The 17,803-nt window shown below is 65.7% G+C and carries 23 protein-coding genes; 10 read left to right on the top strand and 13 right to left on the bottom strand.

All coding sequences use genetic code 11. The features are described from left to right. Positions 1 to 8 precede the first annotated feature (8 nt). Positions 9 to 734 carry a GIN domain-containing protein gene (locus HT578_RS13085; RefSeq protein ID WP_213499941.1) on the top strand — a complete coding sequence of 242 codons (726 nt, stop codon included), beginning with the start codon at positions 9 to 11 and terminating at the stop codon, positions 732 to 734. Positions 735 to 930: 196 nt separating this feature from the next. Here HT578_RS13085 and HT578_RS13080 read toward each other — a convergent pair whose 3' ends face one another. The 3 genes from HT578_RS13080 to HT578_RS13070 form a co-directional block, all read right to left on the bottom strand. Next, complete coding sequence (locus HT578_RS13080) at positions 931 to 1,797, bottom strand: metallophosphoesterase family protein (RefSeq protein WP_213499940.1); 867 nt, start codon at positions 1,795 to 1,797, stop codon at positions 931 to 933. Between the two features lie 71 nt (positions 1,798 to 1,868). Further along, positions 1,869 to 2,780 (bottom strand): diacylglycerol/lipid kinase family protein, encoded by a 912-nt coding sequence (locus HT578_RS13075; protein WP_213499939.1) that lies wholly within the window; start codon positions 2,778 to 2,780, stop codon positions 1,869 to 1,871. A 38-nt stretch (positions 2,781 to 2,818) separates the two neighbouring features. Further along, entirely contained in the window at positions 2,819 to 3,091 is a 273-nt protein-coding gene (locus HT578_RS13070; protein ID WP_239026280.1) for a hypothetical protein, read from the bottom strand. A 316-nt stretch (positions 3,092 to 3,407) separates the two neighbouring features. Between HT578_RS13070 and HT578_RS13065 the strand changes: the two genes are divergently transcribed. Next, a complete protein-coding gene (locus HT578_RS13065) occupies positions 3,408 to 3,749 on the top strand; it encodes a UrcA family protein (RefSeq protein WP_039391981.1) in 342 nt (113 codons plus the stop codon). A gap of 251 nt (positions 3,750 to 4,000) precedes the next feature. Here the strand turns inward: HT578_RS13065 and HT578_RS13060 are convergent, their stop codons facing one another. The 3 genes from HT578_RS13060 to HT578_RS13050 all read right to left on the bottom strand — a co-directional run bounded on the left by HT578_RS13060 (position 4,001) and on the right by HT578_RS13050 (position 8,012). Beyond that, entirely contained in the window at positions 4,001 to 4,753 is a 753-nt protein-coding gene (locus tag HT578_RS13060; RefSeq protein WP_052322099.1) for a LytR/AlgR family response regulator transcription factor, read from the bottom strand. Between the two features lie 7 nt (positions 4,754 to 4,760). Continuing rightward, positions 4,761 to 6,179 carry a sensor histidine kinase gene (locus tag HT578_RS13055; RefSeq protein ID WP_213499937.1) on the bottom strand — a complete coding sequence of 473 codons (1,419 nt, stop codon included), beginning with the start codon at positions 6,177 to 6,179 and terminating at the stop codon, positions 4,761 to 4,763. Between the two features lie 309 nt (positions 6,180 to 6,488). Continuing rightward, entirely contained in the window at positions 6,489 to 8,012 is a 1,524-nt protein-coding gene (locus HT578_RS13050) for a fumarate hydratase (RefSeq protein WP_199904351.1), read from the bottom strand. A gap of 246 nt (positions 8,013 to 8,258) precedes the next feature. On the opposite strand from HT578_RS13050, the gene HT578_RS13045 reads away from it, so the two are divergent. The 5 genes from HT578_RS13045 to HT578_RS13025 all read left to right on the top strand — a co-directional run bounded on the left by HT578_RS13045 (position 8,259) and on the right by HT578_RS13025 (position 11,701). Continuing rightward, positions 8,259 to 8,858: a protein-L-isoaspartate O-methyltransferase family protein gene (locus tag HT578_RS13045; protein WP_039389868.1), complete on the top strand. Its 600-nt coding sequence runs from the start codon at positions 8,259 to 8,261 to the stop codon at positions 8,856 to 8,858. A gap of 2 nt (positions 8,859 to 8,860) precedes the next feature. After that, complete coding sequence (locus HT578_RS13040) at positions 8,861 to 10,315, top strand: TolC family outer membrane protein (protein ID WP_039389870.1); 1,455 nt, start codon at positions 8,861 to 8,863, stop codon at positions 10,313 to 10,315. 50 nt (positions 10,316 to 10,365) lie between these two features. After that, positions 10,366 to 10,830 carry a DUF2497 domain-containing protein gene (locus HT578_RS13035; protein WP_039389872.1) on the top strand — a complete coding sequence of 155 codons (465 nt, stop codon included), beginning with the start codon at positions 10,366 to 10,368 and terminating at the stop codon, positions 10,828 to 10,830. 74 nt (positions 10,831 to 10,904) lie between these two features. Continuing rightward, a complete protein-coding gene (locus HT578_RS13030) occupies positions 10,905 to 11,327 on the top strand; it encodes an acyl-CoA thioesterase (RefSeq protein WP_213499936.1) in 423 nt (140 codons plus the stop codon). Then, positions 11,324 to 11,701 (top strand): (2Fe-2S) ferredoxin domain-containing protein, encoded by a 378-nt coding sequence (locus HT578_RS13025; RefSeq protein ID WP_239026279.1) that lies wholly within the window; start codon positions 11,324 to 11,326, stop codon positions 11,699 to 11,701. Before HT578_RS13030 ends, HT578_RS13025 begins: the two co-directional genes overlap by 4 nt. Before the next feature lie 9 nt (positions 11,702 to 11,710). Here HT578_RS13025 and HT578_RS13020 read toward each other — a convergent pair whose 3' ends face one another. Continuing rightward, positions 11,711 to 12,007, bottom strand: coding sequence for a hypothetical protein (locus tag HT578_RS13020; RefSeq protein WP_213499932.1), 297 nt, complete (start codon positions 12,005 to 12,007; stop codon positions 11,711 to 11,713). 332 nt (positions 12,008 to 12,339) lie between these two features. On the opposite strand from HT578_RS13020, the gene HT578_RS13015 reads away from it, so the two are divergent. From HT578_RS13015 to xth, 3 genes are all read left to right on the top strand, one after another. After that, positions 12,340 to 12,765 carry a CBS domain-containing protein gene (locus tag HT578_RS13015; protein WP_039389879.1) on the top strand — a complete coding sequence of 142 codons (426 nt, stop codon included), beginning with the start codon at positions 12,340 to 12,342 and terminating at the stop codon, positions 12,763 to 12,765. A gap of 132 nt (positions 12,766 to 12,897) precedes the next feature. Further along, positions 12,898 to 13,230 (top strand): iron-sulfur cluster insertion protein ErpA, encoded by a 333-nt coding sequence (erpA, locus tag HT578_RS13010; protein ID WP_213504315.1) that lies wholly within the window; start codon positions 12,898 to 12,900, stop codon positions 13,228 to 13,230. 132 nt (positions 13,231 to 13,362) lie between these two features. Further along, positions 13,363 to 14,139 (top strand): exodeoxyribonuclease III, encoded by a 777-nt coding sequence (gene xth, locus HT578_RS13005; protein WP_213499930.1) that lies wholly within the window; start codon positions 13,363 to 13,365, stop codon positions 14,137 to 14,139. Positions 14,140 to 14,216: 77 nt separating this feature from the next. Here the strand turns inward: xth and HT578_RS13000 are convergent, their stop codons facing one another. From HT578_RS13000 to dnaQ, 6 genes are all read right to left on the bottom strand, one after another. Beyond that, on the bottom strand, positions 14,217 to 14,888 hold the full coding sequence (locus tag HT578_RS13000) for a cell wall hydrolase (protein WP_213499928.1): 672 nt from the start codon (positions 14,886 to 14,888) through the stop codon (positions 14,217 to 14,219). A 196-nt stretch (positions 14,889 to 15,084) separates the two neighbouring features. After that, positions 15,085 to 15,414 carry a DUF1491 family protein gene (locus tag HT578_RS12995; protein ID WP_213499926.1) on the bottom strand — a complete coding sequence of 110 codons (330 nt, stop codon included), beginning with the start codon at positions 15,412 to 15,414 and terminating at the stop codon, positions 15,085 to 15,087. A 5-nt stretch (positions 15,415 to 15,419) separates the two neighbouring features. Beyond that, a complete protein-coding gene (locus HT578_RS12990) occupies positions 15,420 to 15,917 on the bottom strand; it encodes a PaaI family thioesterase (protein ID WP_213504313.1) in 498 nt (165 codons plus the stop codon). Then, on the bottom strand, positions 15,907 to 16,368 hold the full coding sequence (locus HT578_RS12985) for a PTS sugar transporter subunit IIA (protein WP_039389891.1): 462 nt from the start codon (positions 16,366 to 16,368) through the stop codon (positions 15,907 to 15,909). The genes HT578_RS12990 and HT578_RS12985 overlap by 11 nt, the downstream gene beginning before the upstream one ends. Before the next feature lie 119 nt (positions 16,369 to 16,487). Then, positions 16,488 to 17,075 carry a ribosome hibernation-promoting factor, HPF/YfiA family gene (gene hpf / locus HT578_RS12980; RefSeq protein ID WP_039389893.1) on the bottom strand — a complete coding sequence of 196 codons (588 nt, stop codon included), beginning with the start codon at positions 17,073 to 17,075 and terminating at the stop codon, positions 16,488 to 16,490. 28 nt (positions 17,076 to 17,103) lie between these two features. Next, positions 17,104 to 17,787 (bottom strand): DNA polymerase III subunit epsilon, encoded by a 684-nt coding sequence (gene dnaQ / locus HT578_RS12975; RefSeq protein WP_213499924.1) that lies wholly within the window; start codon positions 17,785 to 17,787, stop codon positions 17,104 to 17,106. Positions 17,788 to 17,803 lie beyond the last annotated feature (16 nt).

Here is a 17,803-nt window from a genome sequence, read left to right as displayed (position 1 = left end):
GATACATCATGTTCCGCAAACTGCTCATTGTCTTCGCCAGCGCCGCGATCCTCTCGCTCGTTGCCTTCGCCGGGGCTTGGATCGTCGGGGGAGAGGACGCCCGCCGCGAGTTCGCCCAGGAAGGGGGCTGGCACTTCGGTGACGAGGACGAGGACCTGGGTCCCACCAAGACCCGCGAGTTCGCCATCGAGAGCGGATCGCAGATCGCCATGGAAGTGCCCGTCGACCTCAGCTTCACGCGCGGCGAGACGGCCAGCATGACCGTCAAGGGGCCCCAGAAGCTGCTGGAGCGCCTGGTCTGGGAAGATGGCCGCCTCAAGCTCGACGGCCGCCGCAGCCACTGGGGCGATGGACTCAAGGTCGTCATCACCGCGCCCGAGATCGAGGGCCTCGATCTCGACGCGCCGGGCGACGTCACGCTGGTCGGCCTCGACCAGGACCAGTTCACGCTGAAGGCCAATGGCGCGCTCGACCTCGAAGCCGAGGGCAAGGTCCGCACGATGGCCGTCACCACCAATGGCGCGGGCAACATCGACCTCGCCAAGCTCTACGGCGATGACGTCAAGGTCGAGGTCAACGGCGCGGGCGATGTCACGCTGGGCCCCAAGCGCCTCGCCGAAATCGAGATCAACGGCGTGGGCCACGTGACCCTGGTGCGCAAGCCCGAGATCCTGCGCAGCAACATCAACGGCCTGGGCTCGGTGGATCACGACTACGCGAAGGCGGACATGTAAGATGAAGGATTCTCAAGGGGCTATTGCCCCTTGACCCCAGAATGGGCGACCTCACCCTTCACAGCCCAGGTGGCGCGCAGAAGGTGAGGTCGACAGTTCGGGGAGCCCGAGGGCAATGGCCCTCGGATCTGTTCTTTCTAAACAACTATATACGAAAAGAGCCGCAGGAAACTGCGGCTCTTTTCGTATGTGCAGATCAGCTTACCGGCGGATCGACTTCGGGCACCCTGCCCACGGGCGCCACCGGCTCTTCGGGATCGCGCGGGGGCAGCGCGTTCTCGGGCACGTCGCAGATCATCATGTCGCGGCTTGCCACGTCTTCCAGGTTGCGCGCGGTGACCCGAATGTCCTCGCCCTCGATCACGATCTCGTTGAAGCTGGGCGGGGTCGAACGGATGCGCTGCGAGAGCGTGCCCGCGCCGATCATCCGCAGCGGGCCTGCCTTCGTCTCCGCGACGAGGTCGAAGGGATCGTGGATGTGGCCCGAAAGGATCGCGGCGACCTTGCGCCCCGCCAGCGCTTCCATCGTGCGGGTGCCGTTGATGGTCAGCAGCTTGTTGTCATGTTCGCGCCGCTCGGTCAGCGGGTGGTGCGCGGCGATGAGGATACGCGTGCCTTCGGGCTGCGCGTCGATCGCGGCCAGCGTTTCCTCCAGCGCCTTCTTCGTCACCCAGCCGTTCGACCAGGGAAAGCGCTGCCACTGCGCGCGCGTGGTCGTCTTGAGCGGGATCACGGCAAGACGCGGCAGGCCCAGTTCGGCCTCGACCAGATGCTCGATCCGGTTGAAGCGGCGGTAGGGATCGAAGAAGCGCTGGTAGAGATTGGCGTAGGGGATATCGTGGTTGCCCACCTCGACGGTGACGGGAAGGTCCAGCCCCTGAATCCACGCACAGGCCGCATCGAACTCGCGGTGGCGCGCGCGCATGGTGAGGTCGCCGGTGATGGCAAGGGCATCGGGCTTTTCGCGCTCGATGCAACGCTCGACCCAGGCGAGGGCGCTGCGGTCCTCGAGCCCGAAGTGGATATCGCTCAGATGAAACAGCTTGAGCGGGCGGTCATTCATGCACTTTCACCTGCGTTGAGTCTGCGTTTCGGGCCATTTCGCCCCGGCGCGAAGGAACTCGCCTTCACGCCCTATACCTCGCGCGTGGCAATAAGATCGACCTCGCAGGGTGCAAGCTCGAATATTTCCTCGGGCTCGCCATCAAAGGGTTCGCCGTCGATGAGCAGGCCCATCGGCTCGCCCGCCGGGCAGACGAGACGGATACGCTGGTGGACGCCAAGATCATCGTGCGGCCCATTGCGGAAGTCGCGGTTGAGCAGCGCAATCCCCTGCCCCGCATAGTCGGCCAGCGATTCTGCGTAGTAACCACGGGCGGACAGACCCTCCTCGCCCGGATTGACGGTGATCGCCGCATAGCCGTCCTCGCGCCCGCAATCGCTCTGGTCACACACGACCTTGGGCCCGTTGGTGGAATAGCTGATGGCCTGGCGCGCGGTGGCGACCACCTCGATCAGGTTCGCATCGCGCAAAGCCTCCCGCACCTCGTTCCAGATCGTGCCCGGCCCCGCAAGCACGCCGGTCAGCGCGGTTCCGTGCCGGGTGTCGATGACAGGCGTGCGCACGCGGCGCCCTTCCCCGCTTTCAAGACGCGCGGCGATCTCGTCCGCGCTGGCCGGGCCGTGCAGCGTTTTGGCGAGGAGATTCATCGTGCCGCCCGGCAGGACCAGGACCGCACCGCCCCAGCCGAACAGGCCCGTGACGACCGCATGGACCGTGCCATCGCCGCCGAACGTGGCGACAACCTCGACCCCTTCCTCATCCAGATCCGCCGCCTTGGGCGCGGGATCATCGGGGAAGTACAACGTGCGCGCGACATCGAAGCCCGCGGACTCCAGAGCCTGCTTCGCCTCGCGCTGGGTCTGCGCGTCGTTGCTGCCGCTTGCCGGATTGCACACCAGCCAGAGACGCCGCGCCTTTGCGCCGCCGGGCGTTGAATCGTCGGGTTGCGCTACGTCGGCGGGTGTCTGCGATGCCTGTTCCATGCTTGGCGAAAAGCCCCGTACGCCCCCCGGTTCCCGACCTACAGACGCTCGGTGACAATCAGCCAGGCGGCAACGCCGTTGACGAGCGAATAGACAAGGTAGAGCAGCGCCCAGCCCTGCGATCCGGCCGAGACCATCAGCAGCGCGCCCAGCAGCATCACGAACTCGACGATAAGACTGGCCCGCCCGCCCAGCGACTTCAGCAGCCAGGGGACCTGCGCGAGCATGGGATGCCCGCTTTCCAGGACGGCCTTGTGGGCGGCGAAGTTGATCACGCCCAGACAGAAGACGACGAGAACGGCAATGGTCACATCGCGCAGCCTAACGCGGCTTGCGCCCCGATGCCAATCCCCCTGCATGGGGGCCTGCACCGGGGCCCTGCACGCCCCTTGCGAATCAGGTCCTGCGAGTCGCCGCCTTGCGCAGGCATCCCCGCATTTGCGCGGGCTCCGGCCCATGCCGTTCGTCGACTACAAACGTCGTTTGTCCGCTGCCCTTGCCTTTGGTCGACCTTGGACGACCCACCATAGATGCCCGCGTGAAGGGGGGCCGGGATGGGTGCAGAAGAAACTCAACGAGCCGGCCGACACACACATCGCGGACCTGCTCACCATAGGAGGAAACACGATGTTCACGAAGACTGCCCTTTTCGCCGCTGCCCTTGTTGGTCCCGCTGCCATGGTCGGCCTCGCCGCTACCGCCACTCCCGCCGCTGCGCAGGAAAGCATCCCCACCGCGACCGTCTACTACACCGACCTCGACCTCAGCACGGTCGAAGGCCAGGAGACCCTGGAGCGCCGCCTCGTGAAGACGGCCCGCAAGGTTTGCCGGATGGACGAACGCGCGGTCGACTCCTTCCTGCCCAGCTCCTCGTCGCAGGCCTGCTACCGCAAGGCCACCGAGAAGGTCGACGGCCAGATCGCGGCCGCCATGCGCGACCAGGAAAAGGCCCAGCGCTACGGCGGCTGATCCCCCATCCCCGAGGTCCCATAAGAAGAAATGACCCGGATACCGACTTGGTGGGCTGCCTCTGGCGGCCCGCCTCTTTGTGTGTGCGGGGTACAGGAAAAGAGAGATTTCCGAGGGCCATCGCTCTCGGGCTCCCAAAACTGTCGACCTCACCTCACACACGCGACGGTATCTGAGAGAAATGAGGTCGCCCGTTCTGGGGTCAAGGGGCGATGGCCCGTTGAATCAATACCTTCTTCCTGAGCCCAGGATCAGCGCCCCGCCATCTTCTTCACCTCGGGCAGGTACGTGCGCCCGATGCGCAGGCTGTCACCGCTCGTCGTTTCGACCGACCACACGCCCAGGCCCTCGTGCTTGAGGCCGGTCACGTGGTCGCGGCGCAGGATGTGGCTGCGGTGGATGCGAATGAAGCGCGCCGGGTCGAGCCGCTCCTGCAGGCTGGTGATGGTCTGGAGCAGGAGATAGCTCTGCTCGCCCACGTGGAGGCGCACGTAGTCACGCTCGGCATCGATGCGCTGCACATCGTCGGCGGGCACGCGCACCAGTTCGGAGCGGTGCGGCACCCAGAATTCCTCCAGCCAGTCGCTCCTGGGCTCGGTGCGTTCGCCGCGCCGGGCAATGACGCGCCCGATCGCGCGTTCCAGCCGCTCGGGCGTCACGGGCTTGAGGACATAGTCCACCGCGTCGAGATCGAAGGCCTCGACCGCGAATTCGTCGTGCGCGGTGACGAAGATCACCGCGGGCGCATTGTCCTGGCGCGCCAGACGCCGCGCGACGGTCAGTCCATCGGTCTCGGGCATGGTGAGATCGAGCAGCAGAAGATCGGGATGCAGCGCCTCGCACAGGCGCAGCGCGGCCTCGCCATCGCTGGCCGTGCCGACCACCGAGACCGAACCCAGCCGCGAGCAGATCACCTGCATGCGCTCCACCGCCAGCGGCTCGTCGTCCACGATCAGGGTGCGCAGCGGCGCACTGGTCACGGTGTCGTTGGCACCATTCGGCATGGCGTTGCTATCCGTCAAATCTCGTCTCCCTCGCCCCGGCTGCTCCCTGTTCGGTCTCCAGCGGCAGGTCGAGGACGGTCGCAAAGCCCCCCTCCTCCTGCGGACCGTAGGCCAGCCTGGCCGTATTCGCGTAGCGCGCGCGCAAGCGATCGCGCACGTTGGTCAATCCGATGCCGCACCCGTCGGCCTTGTTCAAGGGCACGCCGGGGCCATCGTCGCACACGGTGAGCACAAGGCGATCGGCCTCACCGTCTTCCCCTTCGCCGCGCCGGGCCGAGATCGTGATCGTGACCGGACGCTGCGTGGCCGCGACCGCGTACTTCACCGAGTTCTCGACCAGCGGCTGCAGGATCATGCCCGGTACCATCGCATCGGCGACGTCCTCGTCAATCGTGAAGTGAGTCTGCAAACGATTAGGGAAACGTACCCCCTCGATCGAGAGGTAGAGCTTCTGCATCTCGATCTCATCCAGCAGGCGCATGTCGTTGGTGGGATCGCCGTTCAGCGTGCGGCGGTAGAAGGTCGAGAGCGTCTGGATCATCGTCTCGGCCGCCTCCTGGCGCCCGGTCATGACCAGCGCGGAGAGCGAGTTCAGCGTATTGAACAGGAAGTGCGGATTGACCTGGTAGCGCAGCGAGCGCAGCTCGGCCGCTTCGGCGGCGCGGCGGTACTCGCCCTCGCGCCGCTCGGCCGCGCGCGCCTCTTCCGCCTTGGCGAGCGCGAAATAGAGTGCGGCCCAGGCCAGGACGAGGAAGTAGCGCCCGAAGGTCGTGTCGGCCATGCCCGCCCAGCGCCCGAACAGGGTGTCACGCGCGCCGCCGTTGGTGCGGATGGTAATCCCCCCTTCCGCGCCGGGCATGATACCCGCCGACGCAGGGCCCCGGCCGGTATCGTCCAGCAGCGGTCCTGCATCATCGCTCATGCCGGGGACGACATCGGGCACGGCCGAGCTCGTGACGGGAGGGGCGGGCGGCGCCTCCTGCTGGTCCGTTTCGCGCGAGGACGACTTGGGCAGATCAACAAGGATGTTCCCCGCCTCATCCTGCATCACGCGGACCTTGCCCGGATCGATCTGGGTCAGACCTTCCTTGTCGGCCGTCTTCATCGCCATTTCCAGGTCGGCAAAGACCATTGCGTTGATGAGACTGAGCAGCAGGGCAAGCGGCAAGGCGCCCACCAGCACGATCACCAGGCGCACCAGGTTCGACTTGCGGTCGAGCATCTGGAGCAGCGGCCAGACCGCGGCCATGACCATCATCGAGAGCAGACAGATCGTCAGCCTTCGCGAGATGATCGGCCAGGCGAAATCGAAGCCCATGAAGGCCCCGCGCAAGGTCGCGACGATGAAATAGCACGCCCAGAGCGCTGCCAGCGAAAGCAGCACCATGCGCGCAGGAACGCGTGGATTTTCAGATACGATGGCCATTGTTCCCCTGCCTTAGCCCCGGCAGGTGCAATCAGGCCAGTTCCCCGGTCGGTTCGCAATGGCTTTTTGTCGAGAGGTGTGCGGATCGTCCGGCAGAAGCCGGAAAGTCATAGAGTTCCGAGGGCCATCGCCCTCGGGCTCCCCGAACTGTCTACCTCACCTTGCGCACGCCGCGTTGCGTGAGAAAGGTGAGGTAGACCGTTTTGGGGTCAAGGGGCGATGGCCCCATGAATATTTGCCCCTGACAGCAAAACGGGCGGGTCAGCTTGCGCCGCCCGCCCGTCTTCAGGTTCGCAAAGGTTCTCCCGCTCAGTCGGCGAGCAGGTGCTCCTTGGCGATCTTTTCCTGCCACACCAGCGGGGCGAGCTGGTGGACGTTCTTGCCTTCGGAATCGACCGCCACGGTCACCGGCATATCCTCGACGGTGAACTCGTAGATCGCTTCCATGCCCAGGTCCTCGAAGCCGACGACCTTGGCTTCCTTGATCGCGCGGGACACGAGGTAGGCCGCACCGCCAACCGCCATGAGGTAGGAGGATTCGTGCTTGGCGATGGATTCGGTCGCGGCGGGTCCGCGCTCGGCCTTACCGACGCACGCCAGGAGGCCCTGCTCGAGCATGGTGTCCATGAACTTGTCCATGCGCGTGGCGGTGGTCGGGCCAGCCGGGCCGACGACTTCGTCGCGCACCGGGTCGACGGGGCCCACGTAGTAGATCACGCGGCCCTTGAAATCGACAGGCAGTTCCTCGCCCTTGGCGAGCATGTCCTGGATGCGCTTGTGGGCCGCGTCACGTCCGGTCAGCATCTTGCCGTTCAGCAGCAGGCGGTCACCCTGCTTCCAGCTCTTCACATCCTCGGGGGTGAGGGTGTCGAGATCGACGCGGATGGCTTCCTTGCTCGGCTTCCATTCCACCTGCGGCCAGTCGGCGAGGTTGGGCTTTTCGAGGTAGCTCGGGCCCGAACCGTCCAGCGTGAAGTGCGCGTGGCGGGTCGCCGCGCAGTTGGGGATCATCGCGACCGGCTTGTTCGCCGCGTGGCAGGGCCAGTCGAGGATCTTGACGTCGAGGATGGTGGCAAGGCCGCCCAGCCCCTGCGCGCCGATGCCCATCGCGTTGACCTTGTCGAAGATCTCGATGCGCAGCGCCTCGATGTCGTTCTGGGGGCCGCGCGCCTTGAGCTGGCCCATGTCGATCGGGTCCATCAGGCTCTGCTTGGCAAGCTTGACGCAGTGCTCGGCGGTGCCGCCGATGCCGATGCCCAGCATGCCCGGCGGGCACCAGCCCGCGCCCATCTGCGGCAGCATTTCGAGCACCCAGTCGACGATGTTGTCGCTGGGGTTCATCATCTTGAACTTGGACTTGGCTTCCGAGCCGCCGCCCTTGGCCGCCACGTCGACGGTGATCTTGTTGCCCGGAACCATCGAGACCGAGAGCACCGAAGGCGTGTTGTCCTTGGTGTTGCGGCGGGTGAAGGCCGGATCCGCCAGCACCGAGGCGCGCAGCTTGTTTTCCTTGTTGCCGTAAGCGCGGCGCACGCCTTCATCGACCACTTCCTGCAAGGAGCGGTCGCTCTCGAGGCGGCAGTTCTGGCCCCACTCGATGAAGACGTTGACGATGCCGGTGTCCTGGCAGATCGGGCGGTGGCCTTCGGCGCACATGCGCGAATTGGTGAGAATCTGCGCGATCGCGTCCTTCGCGGCGGGGCCCTGCTCGGCCTCGTAGGCCTCGCCCAGCGCGCGGATGTAGTCCATCGGATGGTAGTAGCTGATGTACTGGAGAGCGTCGGCGACACTTTCGATCAGGTCGTCTTCGCGGATAGTCACCATTTCGGCCATGGGATCAAACGCTCCTGTTGCGCGGTCCCGGACTTGGGACCTGTTGTGCTTTTGCGAGTTCCCATAGGCCGCGTGCCCCCCATCGTCAAAGCGTCAAGATGGATCGACCAGTGCCGTTCAAAGCACTTGAGCCCGAAGGCCTCCTTGGCCTAGAAGGCGCTTTGCAAAAGCCGACTTATCCGCGCGCATCTTCTGCCTGGGACCATCAGGCCCGACAGCCGCGCTTGCTTGAGGGATAGTGAACAGATGACCCTGACCGAGGACCGGTCCGCCACCGCGCCGAACGAAGCCCGCCGCGCGATGATCTCCAGCCAGCTGCGCACCAGCGGCGTCAACGAACCCTGGGTTCTGACCGCGATGGCGAGCGTCGCGCGTGAAGACTTCGTGCCCGCGGACTGGAAGGACGCCGCCTACATCGACCGCGCCGTGCCGCTGGGCGAAGGCCGTTTCCTGGCCGCCCCGCTGTTCTACGGCGCCGCGCTGACCGAGGCGGACCCGACCCAGGCGAAGAAGATCCTGCTGGTGGGCGATGCCAATGGCTACTACGCCGCCCTGCTGCGCACGCTCGTCGCCGAGTTCGACACGATCACCCCGGCACAGGCGCTCGAAGCCGGCCAGGGCGGCTACGACCTGATCCTGGTCGACGGCGCCGCCGAGGAACTGCCCGAAGCGCTCGTTGCCCGCCTGGACGATGAAGGCCGCGTGGTCACCGGGGAAATCCTGCGCGGCGTCTCGCGTCTCGCCGTGGGCGTCAAGACGGCTGGCCACCTGGCCCTCCTGCCCGTCCACGAGCAGGGCATTCCCGCCGTTCCCGAATTCGCAGCGCCCAAGCGCTGGAGCTTCTGACCATGTCCCGGCTCGCGCGGCGTGCCGGGATGATGACAGGCGCTGCACTGGTCAGCCTCGCCGGGGTACTTCCGGCGCGGGCCGATACCTTGCGCGAAGCTCTCGTCCAGGCCTACCAGACCAACCCGACGCTGGAAGCGGCCCGTTCCGGCCAGCGCGGCGTGGACGAGAACGTGGCGATTGCCCGCGCAGCCGGCCTTCCCAGCGCCAGCGTCTCGGGCACCTACACCGAGTTCGTGGTGACCAGCCGCACCTCGTTCACCGCGCCTGAACGCCTCGTACAGGGTCAGGGCGATGTGCAGGTGCCGATCTATTCGGGCGGCGCGGTCAAGAACCGCGTCAAGGCCGCCAAGATCCGTGTGGGCGCGGGCCAGGCCGACCTGCGCGCCAGCGAAAGCCAGCTCTTTGCCAACGTGGTCGCGGCCTACATGGACGTGATCCGGGGCGAGGCGCTGGTCGGGCTCAACCGCAAGAACGTCGCGGTGCTGGAGGTCAACCTTCAGGCCACGCGCGACCGTTTCGAGATCGGCGATGTCACGCGCACCGATGTCGCGCAGTCGCAGTCGCGCCTGGCGCTGGCGCAGAGCAACGTGCTGAGCGCCGAAGCGACGCTCGCCGCCGCGCGCGAAACCTACATCCAGCTTGTCGGCAAGGCGCCCGAAGCGCTGGCCCCGCCTCCGCCTCTGCCCGGCCTGCCGGACGACGCGCGCGAGGCGGTGATGGTCGCGCTCGACAACAACCCCGCGCTGATCTCCGCACGGGAATCGAGCCGGGCGGCGGAAAAGGACATCGACGTCGCCGGGGCCGGGCGCCTGCCCACCCTCGCGCTGTTCGGGCGGGGCAGCTACAGCAACTACCTCGACACGCTGGGCGGCGTGGGCAGCAGCGCCGTGCCGCAGACCGACCGCCAGGCGCAGATCGGCGCGCAGGTCTCGATTCCCCTCTTCCAGGGCGGCCTTCCCGCCGCCCAGCGCCGCCAGGCTCAGGCCCAGGCCTCGGCCGCGCTCGAACAGGAAATCGCCGCCGAACGCGACGTGATCGCGCAGGTCCGCTCGGCCTTCACCGCCTACCGAGCCGCGCTCGATCTCATCGAATCCTCGCAGGTCGCCGTCGATGCCAGCGAACTCAGCCTAGAGGGCGTGCGCGCCGAAAACTCGGTGGGCAACCGCACGATCCTCGACATTCTTGATGCCGAGCAGGAATACCTGAACGCGCAGACCGATCTCGTCACCGCACAGCGCAATTCCTACGTGGCCGGCTTCACTCTGCTGGCCGCGATGGGCCGCGCCGAAGCGCGCGATCTCAACCTCGAAGGCGGCATTCTCTACGACCCTGAGGTCAATTACGAGCGCGTCCACGACAAGATCTTTGATTGGGAAAGCGACCCCGCACCTGTGGCCCGTTCGACGCGCACCGTTGACACGCCGGTCCAGGACGGCGACATTCCGGAAAGCTAGATCTACCGCGCGCCCGACTCGAGGGCCTGCTTTTTAAGGGTTTTTACGAGATGGGTCACAACGGCGAACCTTCGGTCGAGGAGATTCTCCAGTCGATCAAGAAGGTGATCGCGCGCGAGACGCTCTCGGGCATCGGGGCCAATGCGCAAGGCGCACGCGCCCATGCCGCGCCCGAACCGACCCCTGTGTCCCGCTACGAGGAATCGGTGCTCGAGCTCGACGAGGCCGAAGCGCTCGCCGACGATGCTCCGCAGACCCCGCCCGCCCGGGACGACACGTCGCTGCTCCAGCCGCAGAGCCGCAAGTCGATGCAGGATTCGCTCGCCGCTCTGGCGATGATGTCCGAACCCGGCATGAAGCCGCGCATCGTGCGCTCGGGCGAAACCTCGCTCGAAGACCTCACGCGCGAACTCCTGCGCCCTGCGCTCGCCGAATGGCTCGACCGCAACCTGCCCCCGATGGTCGAGCGCCTCGTCGCCGACGAGATCGCGCGCATCGTCGGCAAGAAGGTCTGATCAGGCCAGTAGGGCAGGGCTAGAGCGCCTTCAGGGGCTGGACCTGGGCCTTGGTACTTCCTACCTGATCGGCCATGGCCAAACCTGATCCCGCGCTGCTCGATGCCAGCCGTTACCCCTTTCACCACGAGATCGTCCCGCGCTTTGCCGACCTCGATCTCAACCGGCACATCAACAACGTCACCATGGCGGCCTACATCGAGGACGCGCGCGTGCGCTTCTACGAGGCCTCGGGCTACCGCAAGCACCTGACCGGGCTCAGCACGATGGTGGTCAGCCTCAACCTCGAATATCTGAACCAGACGCACTATCCCGACCCGGTGACCATCGCCTGCGCGGTCGAACGTGTCGGGCGCACCTCCATGACCATGATTCACGTCGTCACCCAGAACGAGGTCCCCGTGGTCTTCTCGCGCTGCGTGACGGTAGCGGTTGACGCTTCGGGGCAGACGGTCGCCATTCCCGAACTTCTCAACGAATGGACACTGCGCCCGTGAGCGCGAGCGAGGCCGAGCTTCGCATCGCGCGCGCCGCGCTCGCCAAGGCGGGGGGCGAGGATATCTCGCGCCACATCTTCCTGTGCGCCGAGCCCCAGAAGGCCAAGTGCTGCCCGCCCGAGAAGGGCGCAGCCGCCTGGAAGTACCTCAAGAAGCGCCTGAAGCAGCTGGGTCTCGAAGGGCAGGGGGGCATTGCCCGTTCCAAGGCCGATTGCCTGCGCATCTGCACTGCGGGGCCCGTCGCGGTCGTCTGGCCCGACGGGGTCTGGTACCATTCGTGCACCGAGGAGGTGCTGGAAGAGATCATCCAGGAGCACCTCGTCGCCGGCCGTCCGGTCGAGCGCTACCGTCTGCGCCCTCCCGAGAAGGCCTGAAGCCAGTCCTCAGGGCGCGTTGCGCTCATCCTCCAGGGGATCGACGATCGATTCGTCGTGCCCCGTGCCGCTCGACAGGAACGCGAGGCCCATCAGCGCCGAGGCCAGCAACATCGTGAATCCCACGCCCAGCGCGGCGGCGATGTAGAAGTGGATCGAGACCGCGCCGTTGGAACGGTAGAGCAGGTAGATCGCGGCCGCGACGAAGCCGACCGTGACCAGCATCATCCAGCGCATGATGCGCAGGTACCGCGCCCAGGCGTGCGCGGCCTTCTCGGGATCGTCGAGGGGGGAAGGGGGGACCATGGGCCACCTCTGCGCCTTTGGTGGGCCCTCTGCAAGTGGAAGCAGGCCAGAAGAATGATTCCGAAGGCCATCGCCCTCGGGCTCCCAGAACGGTCAACCTCACCTTACACACGCCATGTTGGCCAAGTGCGCTGCGGCTGACAGTTCTGGGGTCAAGGGGTAATAACCCCTTGAATCACTATTTCCTTTTTACCCCTTATACTTCTCTATCCGGCAATCCTAAGCGTCACCCCGGGAAAGCTCCGCAAGTAGTAGGCGGCCGCGGCCTGTGGTATTCTCTTTGCGCCGGTCCAACGAGTCCGGCGCCGTCGCTCACGAACAGGGAGAGCAGGATGACGATTGAAAGGATACTCGAAGGCCGCCACGACATTGTAACCTGCCCCGCCTCGGCCACGGTGCGTGAGGCGGCCGGGCTTCTTGCCGAGCGCCGCATCGGCGCGATGCCGGTGATGGACGGCGAGTCCATTGCAGGCATCTTTTCCGAGCGCGACGTGCTCTACCGCCTGCGCGAATTCGGCGCAGAACTCCTCGACAAGCCCGTGCGCGAGGTGATGACCGCGCCCGCCGTCACGGTTGATCCCACCACCTCAGCCATGACCGCACTGGCGATGATGACCAAGCGCCGCATCCGCCACCTGCCGGTGGTCGAAGGGGGGCGCATGGTCGGCTTCGTCTCGATCGGCGACATCGTGAAGTACCGGATCGACAAGGTCGAAGGCGAGGCTGCGGCACTGCGCGACTACATCCAGATGGCCTGATCCGTCCTCTGCAGGGCTCCTGGGGGCAGGGGCCCTGACACGATCCGGGAATCCGCATGCGATTCCCGGACCTTGCCCGCAACCTCGCGCAGCGAACTTGTCGGCACGGCCGCGCAGGCCTACATTGGGGGCATGGAAAACACCGCAATCACTCTCAGCCCGTCCGCCGCCGCCCGTGTCGCCACGATCGCGCAGAAGCAGGACAAGCCCGCGATCCTGCGGCTGTCGGTCGAGGGTGGGGGCTGTTCGGGCTTCCAGTACAAGTTCGGCCTGGCCGAGACTCCCGACAGCGAGGACTGCGTGGTCGAGACCGATGGGGTGCGTCTGGTCGTCGATCCGGTCAGCCTCGACCTCGTCAACGGCTGCGTGGTCGACTACGTCGAATCGCTCGGCGGCGCGGCCTTCCGAGTCGAGAACCCGATGGCCGCCGCAGGTTGCGGCTGCGGCTCCAGCTTCAGCATCTGATCCCCAAGTTCCGGTTCGAACGAATGTGCGCGCCCTGCGCGTGCGCATAGCGGCGGACAAGCGCGCCGCGCAGGCCAAAAGGCACGGCGCGGGCCTTGACGTGCGCCCCTCCTCCTGCCGAGAAGGCGGGCCATGAAAATCGCCAGCTTCAACATCAACGGCGTCAAGGCACGCCTGCCCCGCCTGCTCGAATGGCTCGCCGAGACGCGCCCTGCCGTGGCTTGCCTCCAGGAGATTAAGTCGCAGGATGAAGGCTTCCCGATCGCCGAGTTCGAGAAGCTGGGCTACAAGGGCATCTGGCATGGCCAGAAGAGCTTCAATGGCGTGGCCATCCTGGCCGACGGGGAAATGCCGGTCGAGGTGCAGCGCGGGCTTGCGGGCGAGCCGGAGGACGACCATTCGCGCTATATCGAAGCCGACGTCTTCGGTATCCGCGTGGCCGGTATCTACCTGCCCAACGGCAACCCTGTTCCCGGCCCCAAGTTCGACTACAAGCTGCGCTGGATGCAGCGCCTGCGCGAACGCATGGCCCAGATCCGCGCCGAGGAAGTGCCCGCCATCGTCACCGGCGACTTCAACGTCATCCCCTTCGACCGCGACATCTGGTCACCGCCCGCAATGGCGAGCGATGCGCTGATGCAGCCGGAATCGCGCGATGCCTACTTCCGCCTGCTCGGCGATGGCTGGACCGACGCGATCGCGACGCACAACCCGCAAGGCGGCGTATGGACCTACTGGGACTACCAGGCAGGCGCCTGGCCGCGCGACCATGGCTTTCGCATCGACCACGCGCTGCTCTCGCCCGAACTGGCCGACCGGCTGGTCGCCTGCGGCGTCGACAAGGCGCACCGTGGCCGGGAGAAGGCTAGCGACCATGCTCCGGTCTGGGTGGAGCTGCGCGACGCCTGATAGCGTCTGCACCGGACACACGAAGGCCGGGAAGCGCATAAGGGCGCTCCCCGGCCTTTCTCAGCCCACTAGAGGGCTCAGCGGTAGAAGATGTGGTTGTCGACGCGTGCGAGGCGCGCGTGACCCCAGCGCGGCGAGATACGGGCCGCGTGGAAGAACAGCGCGCCCTTGGCCGGATTGTCCCAGCCATCCGCCGCGGCAATGCGCGCGACCGCAACGGCACGCTTCCAGGCGGCCGAACGCTCGGGGATATGGGGCAGGCGGCCACGGCGCACGAACGAGAACTGCGAACGCTGCAGCACGACCGAGCAGTAGCTGTCGGGGAAGCGGTCGGAGTTGGCGCGGTTGATGACCACGCGCCCCACGGCCAGCTGGCCTTCGAGCGACTCGCCACGCGCCTCGAAGTAGATCGCACCGGCCAAGCAGCGCATATTGCGGCTCAGCTTGGCGGGCGCATCCTGCATGGCCACGAGCTGGGCCAGCGTCTCGGCGGTGTCATCGCCCGAAACCTCGGTGCCGCCGCTCGCGGGGAGCGTCTGGACCACCGGCTCGGCCACGAACGCGACGTCGCTGGAATCGGAAGAGGGAAGGGCAGAGGCGTCCTCAGCCTCCACCACGGGGTTCTGATCGAGTGCCGGGACCGGCTGATGATCGGACGCGGCTGCACCCGAACCCTGGGTGCTTACGACAGCAGTGACAACTGATGCGGCCAGCGCCACCGCGCTCGCCCACTCAAGCTTCGTACCCATCAAGACAAAATCTAATGCGGTGAACGGTCCGACACAGGTTGGAACGAAGTGGCTGCGAAAGCCGTTACATCTTCGTTCGGACCTGCCGACGATTCCCCGTCTGCGTGCTAGCCGGATGTGCCGAAATGCCACCGGGCCGCGTTCGCCTTTGCGGGGCGCCCTTTAGCTTGCAAGGCTTGCAAGTCAACCCAAAAAGCTACTCAGCTTCGATGAAACGCACCCCATCGGCGATGTCCAGTTCCACGATCCAGAGGTCCGGGTCCTGCTCCCCGCGGCGCTCGAGAAATTCGGAAAATTCCCAAGGATTTTCAGGATCTTGTTCGCGCGACAGGGTCCATTTTCGGGTCCCGTCAAGCTGTGGCATGCGCTCGTAAGCCCTTGAATCGCGGCCTCTTTCGACAAGCACGACCATGAGCGTTCCGGCGTCGCGCTCGCCCTTGTTGAGCACCATGCCGAAGCCCCCTTCCGACTCGATTCGCCGGATCAGGGCGGAGACTTCCATGTGGGCCGGGAGACGCGCATCCATAGGGCTCAGTCCTTGCTGGCGGTGTGGTAGCCAGGCAGGCCCGAAAGCGCGATGCGCGAGCGCATGAAGGTACCGCTGCCCCGGCCAACCTCATCGCCCGCCTCGTCGATCAGGCGCGATTCCGCCACGAACACCCGGCGCCGACCACTGATCCAGGTGCCCTCGGCCACCAGGCGGCCGCCCGTGACCGGCTTGGTCAGGTGCAGGTTGAAGGCGGTAGTCAGCAGGAAACGGTCCGAGACGAGCGTATTGGCCGCGTAGAAGGCAGCATCGTCGAGCATCTTGAAATAGATCGTGCCATGCGCCGCGCCCCCTGCGTGGAAGACCTCGGGACGGACATCGAAAAGGATGCGCGCACGGCCCTCGCCCGGAATTTCGAGACGCGAGGCGAATGTCTGGTTGATCGCTGCCGAGGCGTAGAGGCTTTCCAGCCCGCGCCAGTGGAGATTGGCTCCCGGGGGATTGCCGCTGGCCCCGGCCTCGGGGCCACGCTCAGGCGGCATCGCGGTCAAGGACGTTGCTGAGAAGGGCGTAGATGGCCTCAGGGCCGGTCGCCTCGACCAGCGTGGCGTGCATGCGTTCATCGCGCATCATGCGCGAGATGGCGGCCAGGGCGTGAAGGTGCGTGGCGCCTGCGCCCAGCGGCGAAAGCAGACCGAAGACGAGATCGACCGGAAGACCATCGGCCGATTGGAACTCGGCCGGGGATTCCAGCCGGATAAAGGCCGCAACGGGGCGCTTGAGGCCCTCGACGCGGGCGTGCGGGATCGCGATGCGGCGCCCGAACCCGGTGCTGCCCAGCTGCTCACGTTCCAGCAGCGCGCCCAGGACATGCGCCTCGTCGAGTTCATAGACCTCGGCAAAGAGCCCGGCGAGATGCTTGAGAATGGCGTCCTTGCCCTCCACGTCGATCGACGTGACTGCGGCCGGAAGCAAAGTGAAAAGACTGGTCATTGCAGATAAGATCGCGGTCGTGTGACCACTCTTCCGTCCCGTTTATGCACGATCAGCCCCCGAATGCTCGGGGGCTGCCGAATTTCCGCGAAGTGGAAATTGCGGGCTCGCGCTGTGCGTCAGGCCGGCTCAACCCACCCGATCGAGCCGTCGCCGCGGCGGTAAACCATATTATGACGGCCCGTGCCAGCGTTTTTGAAAAAGAGCGCCGTGGTGTTGCGCAAGTCCAGCATCATCACCGCATCCGACACCGTGGCCTCGGGAATGTCGACCCGGGTTTCGGCGATCACGACGGGGGCATCGGTGTCGATATCCTCTTCCTGCTCGCTCGGGGCTTCCTCGAAGATGGTGTAGGCCGCTTCCTCGACGATCGACCCATCGGCCATGGCCATCGCGTGCGCGGCCTGCTCGGAACGGTCGGTAAGGCGGCGCTTGTAGCGGCGCAGCTGCTTGTCGATCTTCTCGGCCGCCTGGTCGAGCGCGACATGCGCGTCATGGGCGATGCCGGTGCCCTTGAGCACGAGATTCTGCATGGCGTGCATGACAATGTCGCAGCGGAACGCTCCGGCCGGGGCACGCCCGAAAGTCACCTGTGACGATATGGCCCTGTTGAAGTACTTTTCGATGATCGCCGTCAGCCGTTCGTTGGCGTGGATCTGCAGGGCCTCGCCGGTTTCGACTTGATGACCGGAGACACGGATATCCATGGGCGAATACTCCTCTTTTCTATCGTTATCAGGCACCCCAAAGCGGGGTATCGACCGACTTCAGAAACTCCGCGTGCGCGGAAAGTTCCTCATCGGTGGCCGCGTGGGGACGCGGCTGTCGGAAGGGACGATCCTTTCGTGTGAGGACCTTGGTTTCCGACACGATCTCAGTTGTTTGTGCGACCAGTTCGAGACCTATCTGGCGGCCGCCCCGCAGCTCCACATAGACCTGCGCCAACAATTCGGCGTCTAGGAGAGCGCCGTGCTTGGTGCGATGACTTCGATCAATTCCATAGCGCGAGCACAGCGCATCGAGCGAAAGTTTCGCGCCCGGGTGCTTGGCCTTGGCCAGCACGATGGTGTCGACCATGCGATCAAGGTCGATCGCACGGTGTCCGGCCATCGCCAGCTCGGCGTTGATGAAGTTGAAGTCGAAGGTCGCGTTGTGGGCGACCATCGGGCTGTCCTGGACGAAGTCGAGAAACTCCTGCGCGCACTCGGCAAAGAGTGGCTTGTCGGCAAGGAAGGCTTCGGACAGGCCGTGGACCGCCTCGGCCTCGGCGGGCATCGAGCGCTGGGGGTTGAAATAGGCGTGGTAGGAATTGCCCGTCTCGACCCGGTTGATCATCTCGACACAGCCGATCTCGACCATACGGTCCCCGTTCTTGGGGTCAAAGCCGGTGGTCTCGGTATCGAAGATAATCTCGCGCATCTTATCTCATATCTGC

Origin of the sequence: Novosphingobium decolorationis, assembly GCF_018417475.1 — a bacterium.
Taxonomy (GTDB): Bacteria; Pseudomonadota; Alphaproteobacteria; order Sphingomonadales; family Sphingomonadaceae; genus Novosphingobium; species Novosphingobium decolorationis.
Note: the sequence above shows the minus strand (reverse complement) of the source record. Positions and strands in the feature narration are given on the sequence as shown.